Source organism: Paenibacillus aceris (genome assembly GCF_017874035.1).
GTDB lineage: Bacteria > Bacillota > Bacilli > Paenibacillales > NBRC-103111 > Paenibacillus_E > Paenibacillus_E aceris.
This window is the reverse complement of record NZ_JAGGKV010000004.1, coordinates 312,482-326,919: the sequence shown is the minus strand read 5'-3', so window position 1 is coordinate 326,919 and position 14,438 is coordinate 312,482. Positions and strand designations below refer to the sequence as shown.

Annotated in this window: 9 protein-coding genes; all 9 read left to right on the top strand. The window is 49.3% G+C overall.

The annotated features are described in order from the left end of the window. Window positions 1-17 precede the first annotated feature (17 nt). The 9 genes from J2Z65_RS10390 (at window position 18) to J2Z65_RS10350 (ending at window position 14,409) form a co-directional block, all read left to right on the top strand. Entirely contained in the window at window positions 18-2,867 is a 2,850-nt protein-coding gene (locus tag J2Z65_RS10390; protein WP_167065251.1) for an RCC1 domain-containing protein, read from the top strand. A 420-nt stretch (window positions 2,868-3,287) separates the two neighbouring features. Continuing rightward, window positions 3,288-5,117, top strand: a complete 1,830-nt coding sequence (locus J2Z65_RS10385; protein ID WP_240159950.1) for a cache domain-containing sensor histidine kinase — start codon at window positions 3,288-3,290, stop codon at window positions 5,115-5,117. Between the two features lie 58 nt (window positions 5,118-5,175). Next, window positions 5,176-6,396, top strand: a complete 1,221-nt coding sequence (locus tag J2Z65_RS10380) for an ABC transporter substrate-binding protein (RefSeq protein ID WP_240159949.1) — start codon at window positions 5,176-5,178, stop codon at window positions 6,394-6,396. A 5-nt stretch (window positions 6,397-6,401) separates the two neighbouring features. Continuing rightward, entirely contained in the window at window positions 6,402-7,586 is a 1,185-nt protein-coding gene (locus tag J2Z65_RS10375) for a response regulator transcription factor (RefSeq protein WP_167065246.1), read from the top strand. Window positions 7,587-7,692: 106 nt separating this feature from the next. Then, entirely contained in the window at window positions 7,693-9,000 is a 1,308-nt protein-coding gene (locus J2Z65_RS10370; RefSeq protein ID WP_167065243.1) for an ABC transporter substrate-binding protein, read from the top strand. A 141-nt stretch (window positions 9,001-9,141) separates the two neighbouring features. Then, complete coding sequence (locus J2Z65_RS10365; protein ID WP_193581102.1) at window positions 9,142-9,987, top strand: carbohydrate ABC transporter permease; 846 nt, start codon at window positions 9,142-9,144, stop codon at window positions 9,985-9,987. Window positions 9,988-10,085: 98 nt separating this feature from the next. After that, the gene (locus tag J2Z65_RS10360) at window positions 10,086-10,871 is read left to right on the top strand and encodes a carbohydrate ABC transporter permease (protein ID WP_420850869.1); all 786 of its coding nucleotides are present in this window, start codon (window positions 10,086-10,088) and stop codon (window positions 10,869-10,871) included. A 224-nt stretch (window positions 10,872-11,095) separates the two neighbouring features. Beyond that, the gene (locus tag J2Z65_RS10355; protein ID WP_167065234.1) at window positions 11,096-12,904 is read left to right on the top strand and encodes a cache domain-containing sensor histidine kinase; all 1,809 of its coding nucleotides are present in this window, start codon (window positions 11,096-11,098) and stop codon (window positions 12,902-12,904) included. Then, complete coding sequence (locus J2Z65_RS10350) at window positions 12,901-14,409, top strand: response regulator (RefSeq protein WP_167065231.1); 1,509 nt, start codon at window positions 12,901-12,903, stop codon at window positions 14,407-14,409. Before J2Z65_RS10355 ends, J2Z65_RS10350 begins: the two co-directional genes overlap by 4 nt. Window positions 14,410-14,438 lie beyond the last annotated feature (29 nt).

Genomic DNA, 14,438 nt, shown 5'->3' with positions numbered 1-14,438 from the left:
CTTTAAGGAGAAGGAACATGAAAACAGTGAAACGTAACGTTACTTTTTGGCTGCTAGGTTTTCTGCTTTTTAGTTCCTTTACAGCTTTCTCGGTATTTCCCGGGAAAGTTTTTGGGGAAACTAACAGCCCTATTACCGTCACTTCAGATATGAACCCTGCTTCGATTCAGCAAATTCGGGGCGGGAAAGGTTTTACGGTTATTTTGAAGAAAGACGGTACCGTTTGGACATGGGGAAATAATCTTCGCGGTAAGCTGGGCGGAGGTCTGAGCAATCGCAATCAAGCAACACCAATCAGCGGATTGTCCGGCATTACGGCAATTGCGGTTGGTTCGGCTCACTCCTTAGCACTCAAATCGGATGGCACCGTGTGGTCTTGGGGGGAGAACACATTTGGGCAGTTAGGCGACGGATCAACGCTTGATCGGTCAACACCTGTTCAGGTGGCAGATCTTACCCATGTTACTGCGATTTCCGCAGGTAATTTTCACTCTGTTGCGATCAAAGACGATGGAACGGCATGGAGCTGGGGAGACAATACGTACGGTCAACTTGGAGACGGTACGAATACTACCCAAAATAAACCCGTTCAAGTAAAAGGTAACATCGTTTCTGTGAAAGCGATAGCGAGCGGTGCTTACCATACTTTGGCCCTTGATCAAGACGGCGTTGTATGGGCTTGGGGCGATAATTTCTTTGGCGAGCTTGGTTATGGCTATGATCAGAACCGATTGAATACGCCTATTATGGCTACTAACTCCAACTGGCATATTACACAGATTGCTGCCGGGTTCGATTTTTCATTAGCTCTTAAGGATGACGGTACCGTGTTAACTTGGGGACTGATTGATTCGGACCCAAGCACGATGTATAGCGCTGTTACGACGAATACGCAGGATGAACATAAGTTCCCGGTACTTATAACGGGACTCGATCACGTGGCTCAAATAACGGCTGGAAGTTCGCATGCTGTTGCTTTAAAAGATGATGGCAGCGTCTATACGTGGGGGAACAATACCTCAGGTCAGCTGGGCATAGGAATCGGATTTGATGGAAAAACATGGAATCGTATATTCCCCGACCATGTCAATGATCTGCCCGAAATCACTGGAATAGGGGCAGGTTCCAATTTCACTTTTGCTATCGATAAAGAGAATAAGCTTTGGGCATGGGGGAACAACAGTTACAGCCAACTCGGCGACAAGACACTGAACAACCAGGCAACCCCAATTGAAACGCAGGTGAACGAATGGCTGAATCCTCCGGTGCTAAAGCCGGGTGAAGGAACGGTTTTGATGAAATCTCCTAAAGTACAAACCCTTACAGCGAGTGAAAGTGATACATTTATTATCAAAAATAATCAGCTGTACGGTTGGGGCAGCAATACGTTTGGTCAATTGGGAGACGGCACCCGTACCTCTGTCATTTCTCCCAAAGCTTTAAGTCTAGATGGGATCGCTGCTATTGAAGGCGGTGATGCGCACATGGTTGTCGTCAAGCAGGATGAAACCCTGTGGACGTGGGGACAGAACTTCTTCGGTCAATTAGGCGACGGAACGACGACACCAAGCACGGCACCTATTCAAGTGAAAGCATTGAACGGTGTTGTATCCGCAGCTGCGGGAAGCAACCATACGCTTGCGCTGCTTAATAATGGTTCCGTTTGGAGTTTTGGAGACAATACGTATGGGCAACTGGGTCATGACACAACAGCAGCATCAAATCAAATTGTCCAGCTATCTAATATTGTTGCTATCGCTTCAGGCGCTAATTTTAACTTGGCCTTAGAAAATACCGGGAAAATATGGGCCTGGGGAGATAATACGAATGGTCAGCTAGGAGATGGGACGCTTGCCAGTAAGCAGCAACCTGTACAAATATCTGATATTGCTGGTGTTATCGCGATTGCAGCCGGTAAAAACTTTGCACTTGCTCTAAAGGATGATGGCACTGTCTGGGCATGGGGATACAATGCCTTTGGACAATTAGGCAACGGAACAACGACCAACCAATCGAAGCCAGTCCAAGTGACTGCATTGCCTTCTGTAAAATCCATACATGCAGGCTCCTACCACAGTCTAGCGATTGCAAAAGACGGGAGTGTATGGGCTTGGGGCCAAAACCTTTTTGGTCAATTAGGCGATGGTACCAAGAGCAATCAAAATAAACCGGTACAAATTAAGGGAATAGTCAAAGCAGATGACGCTGCCGCAGGCGGGACTCATAGCGTGGTGAATGGAGTGGATGGCACTCTCTGGACATGGGGTGGCAACTACACGGGCCAACTTGGGAGCAATTCCTTAACCAATCGCAGTCTACCTGCAGTCGTTACTGGGCTAGGCGCTTCTTTCAACGACTTGGAAGGACACTGGGCGAAGGAAAATATTCTTCAAGCAGCGGAAAAAGGGATTGTGAATGGCTATAGCGACGGCAGCTTTCTTCCTGATCGCGTCATTACAAGAGGCGAATTTGTGAAGCTTGCCGTTACGGCTATGCATCTGCCTATTGCTTCAGATAACGCAGTCGGAGTCTGGTATCAACCCTATATCGATGCTGTCCAAAAGGCGGGAATTCTTCAAGCAGGGGACCTGCAGCAAGGCTGGGATCTTCCCATTACCCGTCAGGAAATTGCCGCAGTTGCCCTTCGTGCGGTAAGCCCGGATTTGCAAAAAGCTAATACCGCTATTGCTCCGGACTTTGTGATGAGCGAAGCAGTAAACAAAGGGATTTTACAAGGTTTAAGCGGCGGAAGGCTGGCGCCGGATGAGGCAACGACACGGGCGCAAGCGGTAGTTGTCATCGAGCGTATCGGTAACATTATGCAAGGCTTGACGCTGCCGGTTGATCCGCTAGCTGTCGGACATTAAGGAAAGAAGAACTAAATAAAATCAATGAGGCTGCCGCGGGATTCAACCGGCAGTCTTTTTTTATATGTTTGTAGGGGAACTACAAGCCCTATTTTGCCAAAAAGATCCTTCTGTGTGAGGGAGAGGGAACTAGGGACCGCTATTTCACCGTTTTGACCCGTATTTGGACGATGGTGGTTGAATAAGAGCCTGTAGTTCCCTCCAACCCATGCGATTACGCTATTTGCTTATATAAGGGAATGGAGTTCCCCTACGCACTCGAAACCATGAAATATCCAATAATGAATCGAAAAATGCCGATTTTCGTCGCTGAACTAGTCCGTTAGACGGATTTTGACGAACGCAGGGAGGGGAAAGGTCTCATAGGTAGAAAAAGGTAATTGACAAACTATTTTACACTAATGATGGAGGTGAAGCGCTTTGCTGCGACGCCCCGTGCCCATTTTTATCCAATTGCTGGCAGGGATGTTTTTGATTGCCGCGCTAGCTATAGCGCTTACAAATTTACTTAATTACCGGATGACCTCTCAGATCGTGCTCAACCGAACCGCAAGCTATACCCAAGAATCCGTGGAGCAGCTATCTGCCAAAATCGATGTCCTTTTGCGCCAGTATGACCAGGTCTCGCAAATGGTCGCGTTCGATGAGAAAGTGCAGGCTGCACTCAAAGCGGCGCCACCGCCGCAAGGAGTTGATATCGATGCTTCGATAGGCCTGAATCGCTATTTGGCTGAGAAAATACGCTACATTGCCGGGGATATGCTTCTTCATTTATTCGACCGCAATGGGCATGCGTATTCTTCGAATGAATCGCTGCAGCTGTTCTGGCGGCTGGCCGACGATGTAGCAGCGGTAAGCTGGTACAGTAAAATGGAAGCGCTTGACGGACATATGCTGTGGGTATACGGCCCCGCCTGGCGTGATGGGGAAATCCCGGCGATCATTGGTGCCCGAAGGCTGAAAGATCCCTCATCGCTGACACCGCTCGGGGATGAGTTTGTCGTATTTCCCGTGGACAAAATCAACCGCATAATCGGCGAAACGGGCCAACGCATCGAACGGAAGGTGCAGGTGATGGATTCCATCGGCAACATTGTGTATTCCACAGTTCCAAGAGAAATCGGTACGGCCGCAGATGTTGGGCTCTTCAGCAAATTCGGGAGGAATGCCCAGCCGTTCTTCGAATGGAAAACAAGGGAAGATCAGCGTCAGGTGCTCGTGACCTATGCCAAATCGCAGTACAGCGGCTGGACGACAATCGCCTATTTCAAGCCCGAAGCAGTGAACAGCGAGGCTTCCCAAATTTGGGCTCATGCCTTGCTCACCATGGGTGCGGGCATCCTCATTGCGTTAGTTTTTGTTACCTACTTTACTTGGACGCTAACGAAGCCTATCCGGCTGCTGGCCGAAGGGATGAACCGACTGCGCAAGGAGGGGGTTAAGCCGATTGCAAAGCCATTTGCCAGCCGTGAAATCACACGGTTATACGCCAATTACAATGCGTTGGTGGAAGAGCTGGAGGAGGTCGTAGAGCGGCTGTCGGAGCAGCAAATCACCGCCCAATGGGCGCAGTTGGTTGCCCTGAAAGCGCAGTTCCGGCCTCACTTTTTATACAATTCGTTAAATCTGATTTACTGGACCATCGAAGATGAACGGCCGGAACAGGCGCAGGCTATGACTCTGGCGCTTAGCGAGTTACTCCGTTATAGCGTCCACCCGTCTACGGATCTCGTGACGCTTGGAGAAGACTTGGAACAATTGGACAGGTATTTGCTCTTGCAGCGCGCGAGGTACGGCGAGAAGTTTCAAGTGAACATCGAGGTGGAAGAAGGATTGGAACAGCAGCGGGTTATTCGGCTCGTGCTGCAACCGCTGGTCGAAAATGCTTTCCATCATGGCTTGGAGCAGCAATCGGATGGCGGTTGGAAGGTGCGCGTGCGGATTTACCGGCAAGACGGCATGGTGCTTTGTTCCGTTGAGGACAACGGCGTAGGCATGACGCAAGAAGGGCTGCAGAAGCTGGAATTAGCCATTCATCAGGAGCAGGGCTTCGAGAAACAGGGACGGGGTATCGGGCTAAGCAACCTGCATAAGCAGTTGCAGGCGTTCTTCGGTCCGAACAGCGGCATCCGCCTCTCCAGAAGCCCGCTTGGCGGGCTGCAGGTCATGCTGTCGTTGCCGCTTCAGGCTACAGAGATGATGGCGGTTCCGCCGATACTGTCCAGGAAAGGAGGGGGCGGCGCTGCTTAATTCCCGACATGCAAGTCATCTTGCCATCCGGTTCTTAGCCGGGATTATGGTTCTCCTCTTGCTGACTTCATGCGTCCCCGAAACGGTTGTGCCCAGTTTGGGTGAAAGCTCGGCAAAAGTCGTTAAACTGCGGGTTTGGCTTTGGCCGGGCAGCGGGCTTGAACGGCTCATTAAGAAGTATTCAGCAGGGCATCCCGAAGTGGATGTGGAGGTCGTAACCTTTCAGTTCGACGATGTTTTGCCGGGTCTGATGACGTCTTTCGCCACCAAGGCGGATACGCCAGACTTGGTACTGCTTGAAGCGTCGCAGTTGAATCAAGTAAAACGCTTCAAAGGTGAATTCTATAATCTCTATGATTACGGAGACGAGAGAGAGCACTATTTGGATTGGAAATGGCGTCAGGGAGAGAGCAAGGACGGTGGCTTCCTATTTGCAATGCCGGTCGACATTGGTCCTGTCGCTTTAGCATACCGTCGTGACTTGTTCCAGAAGGCAGGGCTCCCGACGGAGCGGGAGGAGGTCGCGAAGGAGTTGGACAGCTGGGAGAAAATGGAGCAAGTTGGCTTAACCATCAAGAAGCAGACGGGAGCTTTCCTGTTCGATAATTTGGCCAATCTGTTTATGAGCTACTTGAACCAGTTCGACGGCCATTATTTGACGCCGGTAGATCACGAACTAGATCCGCATGTGAAAGAGGCATGGGACCGGGCTGTCCACTTCCATAAGATGGGGCTGAATGCTGGTCTCTTGTCGCAATCTACAGCATGGGCGGAGGCAGCCGTGAACGGCAAGTTTGCAGTCGTCTTGGCACCTTCTTGGCTTCACGGAGCGTTCAAGAAGGTTGCACCCGCTACGTCGGGAGCATGGGACCTTACCCGCGCGCCCGGTCTTCCCTCGAATTGGTCGGGCTCCTGTCTGGCGGTTCCCCGGACGAGCCGCAATGCCCAGGCGGCGTATGCGCTCGCACAGTGGTTGACGGCACCGCAGCAGCAGCTGGACAATTTCATCGGCAGCGGGAATTTCCCGTCCACACCGGAGTCATACTCGTCACGGGAGTTTCTGGAGGTGCGGGATCCCTTTTTCAACGGAGCGCCGGTTGGACAAATTTATTCCTACGCAGCACTTCGTTACAAAGCGGCCTACGATGATTTCGAATATGCAGGGATCGAACGAATAATCAAAGACGGATTGCGGCGGGTTGAGTCCGACGGGGCAGATCCGGAACGTACATGGGAACATATCGTCGGCCGAATCAGGCAGATGAATTCAGGAGGTTGATGTTGATGTTTACAGTGCTTGTAGTCGATGATGAAGCGAATGTGCGCCAGCCGGTTTGCCGAACCCTCTCCCGCTTCGATGGGGTCGGTGAGGTGCTGGATGCTTCAAACGGGCTTGAGGCGATGGCCGTATTAGAGCAGCGGAACGTCCAGCTCCTTATCACGGATATCCGGATGCCGGCGGCAGATGGTCTGCAGTTGGCGGAATATGCCCGGGAGAATTCTCCAGAGACAGATGTGTACGTGCTGACGGGACATGCGGAATTCGATTATGCTCAAAAGGCGATGCAGCATGGGGTTACTGCTTATTTGCTCAAACCATTATCCAAGGTAAAGCTCCAAGAGGTATACATTGCTTCGTATGAAAAACACCGCCGGCGGTTGGAATCTGAGCAAGTAAACGTTATCCGGGAAAGAGCGCTACTGGAGAAGCGTCTGCACGATCTGCTCCAAGGCGTGCCCGTTCCGACCTTCGACGAAGGTTTAATTCCTCCATACGAGAAGGTGATGCTGGTTTCCTTTTCGACGAAGGACTTAAGGTCGCTGGGTGAAGCTTCAGTACGGTATTTTATCCGGGAGTGCGCCCATGAGGCATTCAGCCGTTTGGGAACGGCTGCGGTATGTTTGGAGGACCGTCTTATTACCGTTGTGCTGTTTACGGAGCGATGCGATCAAGAGGCTTGGGAGAGGGAAGTGCAGGAGACATCGAAGTGGATGGCGGCCAAGCTGCGGATCGAGGTGAAGACAGGGTACGGGGGTGCGACGAGGGACATCGGGGACCTTAGCATGATGTATATCCGCAGCATGATGAGCCTTGGCTTCACGGAAATTACGCGCAAAGAAAGCAGTGGCGACTCGTTCCCGCCTATCATCCGAGCGCTTCTCGGATATATTCATAAAGAGTACGCTGGAGCGGCGAACCTATCCGATTTTGCCCAGCAGTACCAAATCAATGCCAACTATTTAAGTAATTTGTTTCATCAAGAAACGGGAATGACCTACACCCAGTATTTAACTCAACACCGGCTGACAGAAGCGAAAAAATGGCTGCGTGAAACGAATTTGAAGATTTATGAAGTATGCGAAAAGGTGGGCTACAAGGACCCTGCTTATTTCAGCCGGATCTTCAAAACGATCGAGGGTATCGCCCCAGGTGTTTATCGGTCCGCTGACGGAACTTTCCTAATTTAAGTCCAAGAAATCGAAGATGCGTTACCTATACGGTACGGCTACCCCTGTTTATACTAAATGTAAGGGCTTTCTTTAAAAGCTCGAATCGTGAAGGGAGCGTTAATCGATGAAAAACGTGTCGAAGAGTAAGGCCTTAGGACTGCTAATGGCTTCCGTCCTCCTTCTTAGTGCTTGCAGCAATAGCGGAGGAACGTCGGGAGCCGTAAAAACGGATGCAAAAGCAAGTGATGGCAAGAAGGTTCAACTGCAAATGTGGTTTTGGCAGGGGGCTACTTTCGAAAAAATCATACCTGAGTTCAACCGCACGCATCCGAACATCGAGATCATTCCACAAATTTACAAATGGGAAGACGCGCATAAAAAGCTTCTGACTGCCATGTCGGCCGGGTCAGGAGCTCCGGATATCGCGATGATCGATATTTCGCAGATGGACCAGTTCCTGAAATATCCGGATAAATTCAACGATTTGAATTCCTTTGGCGCCAAGGACTTGGCAAAAGACTACCTCGACTGGAAATGGAAACAATCGATGGTTGGCGATAAACAGCTCGGGCTGCCGACAGACATCGGCCCTATGGTGCTGTACTATCGGCAGGATTTGTTCCAGCAAGCCGGGCTGCCTTCCGAGCCGAACGACGTCGCAGCCAAAATCAAGACGTGGGACGATTTCCTAGCTGCAGGCAAAACGCTTAAGGAGAAAACCGGGGCCGATATTTTATCCAATCCGAACGAGCTATTCGGGGCCATCCGCGATCAGGGGGATGAATTATACTTCGATAAGGACGATAAGCTGATCATCGAAAATAATCCGCAAGTGAAGAAGGCGCTTGAGTATTTTAAAAAGGCACGCGATATGGGCATCGCTGGAACTTACGACCAGAAGAATGCGCTGCAGGAGTATTCCGCAGCCCTCAACTCCGGCAAAATTGCCACGTACATTTCTGCGGCTTGGGGCCGGGGACACGTCGAGACGCGGGCTCCTGATACGAAGGGCAAATGGCGTGCTGCCAAAATCCCGGAAGGCACAGGCAACATGGGCGGATCGTTCCTGCTCATTCCGAAGGAATCGAAATACCCGAAAGAAGCTTACACTGCTATCAGTTGGCTGAATTCACCACCGCAGCAGCTGGAGGTATTTAAACTTTCCGGTAACTTCCCGTCAACGCCTGCCGTCTACGGGGACAAGGCTTTCACGGAAACAGGATATGAATTTTGGGGCAACCAGAAGCTTGGCGTGCTGTACTCCGAGGTGGCTAAGAACGTAAAAGTGCAGCGTAAAGGTCCGAATTATCAAACCGTTGCGGATATTATTGGTGACGGCATGCAAGCCGTAGCGGTGGATAAAACAAAGGATCCGGATAAAGAGTTTTGGGCACTCGTCGAAAAGGCCAAAACGAAATTAAAGAATAAATAAAAGCCAGCAGGTGGTGGCGATCTCGTTTCCTTTAGCCCAGGATGGTGAAGGAAGCGGGAGTGCCACCCTGTAGGTATCATCTGATCAGGATAGGATGTGGAGCCGGTGAAAAGATTCAAAGCCCATCTGGCGCCCTACGTAATGATTTCTCCGTTTTATATTTTATTTATTGCGTTCAGCCTGTTTCCCATTCTGTTCTCGCTGTACCTGGCGTTTCACTCATGGGATGGGCTGGGACCAATGGAGTTTGTAGGGCTCCGCAATTTTCGGAATTTGCTGACCGACGATCCGGAATTTTGGAAATCGGTAGGCAACACCTTCGTGATTTGGTTTTTATCTACCGTACCGCAGCTATTTGCTGCGCTTGTGATCGCATTTCTGCTAAATGCAGCGTTTATGCGATTTAAGGATTTTTACCGTGCGGTTTATTTTCTCCCTAATATTACTTCGATCGTAGCGGTTGCGATTATTTTCGGCTCTTTTTTTGGAAGCCAATTTGGTCTCATCAACGGGCTGCTGCAGGCGGTCGGTCTACCCCGAATAGAATGGATCAACGATCCGTTCTGGGTTAAGGTAGCCATTTCACTCATGGTGATCTGGCGCTGGTCCGGCTATAACGCAATCATTTATTTGGCCGGTCTTCAGAGCATTCCCCATGATTTGTACGAGGCTGCTACGATAGACGGAGCTAGCCGGACGCAGCAGTTCATAAGCATTACGCTTCCGCTGCTCAGACCGATCATTCTGTTTACCGTCATCCTGTCAACGATCGGCGGCATGCAGCTATTCACAGAACCGCTCATTTTGGTCGGAAATACGGGTGGAGCAACGAAAGAAGGGTTGACGCTGGTGCTTTATCTGTATAATCAGGCATTCGGCAATCAAATGTTCGGTTATGCTTCCGCAGTGGCCTGGATGCTGTTCCTGATCATCGGTATTTTTTCGTTCGTGAACTGGAAGTTCGTTTCGAGAGGGGAGGGCGTTTGATGATTGAATCGTCTTCCAAGGTGTCTATAGGCCGGGTAATTACGGCTACTTCGGTGAAAAAGACGAGGGCGCCAGGTACGTTTTGGCTCCATTTTGTCATGGTGATCGGAGCAATTCTGTCTCTATTCCCTTTTTATTGGCTGCTTGTCATGTCCACAGCGACAACGGCGGATATGTTTCGCTTTCCGCCTCGGCTTCTGCCAGGGGACCAGCTGCTTGTTAATATTGGGAAGGTCCTCGAGCATGTAGGCTTTTTCCGATCATTCGGGAACAGTCTTCTCGTAGCGGGAACGCATACGCTGTTGGTTCTGTTCTTTTGCTCCTTAGCAGGGTTTGCGTTTGCAAAATTCCAGTTTCCCGGAAAGGCACCTCTGTTCTTTTTCCTTCTGGCCACGATGATGGTGCCTCAGCAGCTGGGCTTAATTCCGCAATTCATTATCATGCAAAAGCTGGGCTGGATCAATGATCTCAAGGCGCTCATTGTGCCTGGGGCGGCAAGTGCTTTCGGTATTTTCTGGATGCGGCAATATACGGCGTCCGTCGTGCATGACGAGCTGATCAATGCAGGCCGAATCGACGGCTGTAACTCCTTCAACCTCTATTGGCGTGTTGCACTTCCTGTGCTGCGGCCAGCTCTTGCGACACTAGGGATCATTACCTTTCTAGGTTCATGGAACGATTACTTGTGGCCGCTTGTCGTTATTTCGGTACAGGAAAAGTTCACGATCCAGATGTTGATTGCCTCGATGAACGGGGTGTACAGCACAGACTACTCAATGGTCATGGCCGCTACCCTGATGGCTACTATGCCGCTTATCCTTGTATTCTCGCTGTTCAGCCGACAATTTATAGCCGGGCTTATGCAGGGGTCGGTGAAGGATTAGAAGTAATATAGGTAAGTTAACAGCTCATATCAGATTAACTCGAATTATCAAGGCTCATCCTTCGGATGGGCTTGTTTGTATTCCTTTTGGCTGAATCAACTATAACAATGGCGGAATAGACAATGATAGTCGCTCGAATGTTCGATAAGATAGAACTGGAGGAGGAGAATAAGTGGATTGTCGAGAATAATTATGCTACCCCAGATAAGGAATGAGCCGAGCCGATGCTTAAGACAAAGATGTTTCTATCTTTCTCAATCGTTTCCCTATTTATTGTCGGGATTACATGCGGCATTTTCTACTACAAATATACGAACGATATCCAAGATCAAACCTTCTCGCTATCTTCCGTTATATCTAAGCAATTTTCCGAAATGGTCGATTTATATATGCAAAATATTGAAGAGCTCTCCTTGGCCGTATCGATCTCCCCTGCGGTACAGAATGGCCTCTTGGATTACAGAAGAGCGACAAGCTCGTTAGATAAGGAAATTATCGGCTATAAGCTTAATCCGTTTCTATTTGATTTTTCCTACCCCAAACCCTACGTGCAAAGCATTTCTATCCACACCCCAGACGCATACATGTATGATTACACGAAACTGGTAGAACAGAGACCCTATGAACCTTATTCAGCGGAACAGCTGCTGCAATTTAATCAATCGCTAGAAACGAAAAAGTTCCTACTTCGCCCCTCTATCGGTGGAGAGGGCATCGGAGAGCCTGAACAACGAATTGTTTCCTTTATTCGGCGCATTAACAGGATTCCGACACAGCAGGTGATTGGTTTTGTCAATATCAACATTAATGTCAATGCCATCAAAGCGCTCGAATTGGCCAAAAATAAAGATAATGAGTTCGACAGCAGCATGAGTATGTTATTGGTAGACGAGCAAGGCGAAATTATTTATGACAATAAAAACGGGATAAATGCCTCCGTCATTCAAAAGTTCGACTTGAATTTGTTTCAAAACGGGCTTTCGGAAGGTGAACTGGTGTGGAAAAACAAAAGGTATTTCTACTCCTACGAATTCTCGAACTATACAAGCTGGAAGACGGTCGTGCTATTTCCCAAGGACATCGTTTTACTTAAGCAAAAGCGAATTCAGGACATTATACTGGCAGTCGGTATGCTTACAATGCTGTTAATAGCTTTGGTTTCCTACATTTTATCGCATCAAATAACAGTGCCGCTGCGCAAGATGATGCTCAGAATGTCCAGCGTGGAGCTTGGCAATTTCAACGAACGGATGGATTATAAGGGGAAGAACGAGCTTGGGAAACTGAGTCGAATGTACAACCTGATGCTTGACAGCATTTCCCGGTTAATTCATGAGGTCTACGAATCCAAGCTGGCCGAGAAAAACGCACAGCTTTCCGCGCTGCATGCCCAAATTAATCCGCACTTTTTGTATAATACGTTGAACATTATGAAGTCGATTAGCCGCCTTAGAGGAATTGAGGAGGTTGCTGAGATCTCCGAGTCATTGGCCGGCTTGTTTCAGTACAGCATGAAGAATCTGCACCATCCCGTGACGCTGCAAAGGGAAATGGAGCATATCAGCAATTACTACAAAATTCAGCAGCACCGATTCGGTAAACGTTTAGGGCAGCTGGATGTAGATATCTCAGAATCGCTTCAGCAAGCTCAAATTCTAAAGCTGACGATCCAACCCCTCATTGAAAACGCAGTCGACCACGGCCTGCAAAAGATGAAATCAGGCGGTTGCATTCAGGTAAAGGCTGAAGAACATGAGGGAAATCTTCTTGTAAGCGTAACCGACAACGGGGCAGGGATTCAAGCGTCCAGGCTTCAATCTTTGCAAACGGCGCTTCATTCAACCAGTGCACTTCATGGCTTGCATGACGCTGTCGACGGGATTGGTTTGCTCAATATTCATCAGCGGCTACAGCTTTATTACGGCCCAGGCTCTGGACTTACGATTAGCAGCACGCTAGGAGGAGGTACCAAGGTAATCGTAACAATGCCTTTACGACTTGTCGAACAAGAGGAGGCCGATGGAACGAGATGAATATTTTTTTGGTAGAGGACGAATATTGGGCTCTGGCGGAGCTTGTGGAGCTTTTCAAGGTTTATGAACCGGAACATAAGGTATACGCCTTCGATAATGGGGAGGACGCAATGTTGGCTGCAGATACGATCCATCCCCATCTTGTTCTGACTGATATCAACATGCCCGGCATGGACGGGCTGTCGCTCGCAGAGAGGCTGAACCAAAAAGATGCATCCATTAAAAAAATTATTGTAAGTGTTCACGACCAATTTGAATACGCACGTAAAGGAATGATTTTCGGCGTCGCTGATTTTTTGGTTAAGCCTGTTAAGAAGGAAATGCTTTACAAGGCTGTTAATCAAATGTTGGAACAGTTGACACACGAAGCTAAGCAATCGGAAGAATGGCTTCATGGCTCATTGGCACAAATGCTTCTGACACCGGATCAACTCGTGCATCCTAAGCTGCGCCGGTTTTATTCCGAAGTCTATTATATGGTGTTGATTCACCTGGACGAGGGAGCAACCTGCAGGAGCTGGAAGGAAACGGGCTGGGATCTCGTAAAGCTAAAAAAAGCGTTGATCGAGGGCAGTGCCGCAGAAATTCACGGAGTGGAGCTGGATTGCCGACAACGGGTATTCCTAGTCGCGGAGACACAAATGCGGGAGGAAGACGTTCAAAAGCATGTGGTTTCCTTGTTCGAGCAATTACTGCATCCGGCACATCATGTACATATCGCTTTTACGAAAAAACCAGCCTCTCAATCGCTTTATGACTCCGTTAGCAGGCTTCATCAACAGCTGAAGGATTGGCGGTTGTTTGGAATGCCGAGCTTGGTTTTTTCCAAGGAAAGTAAAACAGATGCGGATCTAACCGGAGCTTGGGATCGCGTTAGAGTGCTTGAAACTCATTACAAAAAAGGGGAGCTGGCTAAGGGGAAAGCTGCTCTGCAGTGCCTCTTAAAGGAGCTTCGGCATAAGGAAGTCACCAGGCGTCAGCTCGCGCTGTTCGCAGGTGATATGCTTTTCTCCCTAAAATTCAATAAGTACGGCACCCGCAGCGGCAGCGTCGGTGTTCGCGATCTTTATGAGGAACCCGGTTTGCTGCAGCACATATCCGGCTATGAAGAACTGCTGACTTGTTTGCACGAAAAGATTGTAAGCCTCTACGGGGAGGATGAGCTGAAAGATATGAGCCCGAAAGGGCTCATTCCCGTGCTGTTGAAGATCATCCATCATCAGTATCAGAGTTCGCTCTCGCTTCAGCAGTTTGCTGCAGAACATCATGTAAGCTTAGGGTACTTATCCCGCATGTTTAAAGCGCAAACGGGCTTAACCTTCTCTGAGTACCTCACGGAATATCGCATCCGCAAGGCGAAAGAGCTGCTAAGCGGCGGGATCGAACGTCTGCAGGACGTCAGCCGCATGGTGGGGTACGAGGATCCGAAACATTTTAGCGCGCTATTTAAGAAGCAGGTTGGGGAAACACCGATGATGTTCGCGAAGAAAAGGACAGAGAAATAACTTTTTACACTGCATGCTATGTTAAAAAG

What these genes read in the sequence shown, in the direction of transcription:
- J2Z65_RS10390 (WP_167065251.1), top strand. Translation starts at nt 18, where the DNA reads ATGAAAACAGTGAAACGTAACGTTACTTTTTGGCTGCTAGGTTTTCTG.
- J2Z65_RS10375 (WP_167065246.1), top strand. Translation starts at nt 6,402, where the DNA reads ATGTTTACAGTGCTTGTAGTCGATGATGAAGCGAATGTGCGCCAGCCG.
- J2Z65_RS10370 (WP_167065243.1), top strand. Translation starts at nt 7,693, where the DNA reads ATGAAAAACGTGTCGAAGAGTAAGGCCTTAGGACTGCTAATGGCTTCC.
- J2Z65_RS10365 (WP_193581102.1), top strand. Translation starts at nt 9,142, where the DNA reads ATGATTTCTCCGTTTTATATTTTATTTATTGCGTTCAGCCTGTTTCCC.
- J2Z65_RS10360 (WP_420850869.1), top strand. Translation starts at nt 10,086, where the DNA reads ATGGTGATCGGAGCAATTCTGTCTCTATTCCCTTTTTATTGGCTGCTT.
- J2Z65_RS10355 (WP_167065234.1), top strand. Translation starts at nt 11,096, where the DNA reads ATGCTTAAGACAAAGATGTTTCTATCTTTCTCAATCGTTTCCCTATTT.
- J2Z65_RS10350 (WP_167065231.1), top strand. Translation starts at nt 12,901, where the DNA reads ATGAATATTTTTTTGGTAGAGGACGAATATTGGGCTCTGGCGGAGCTT.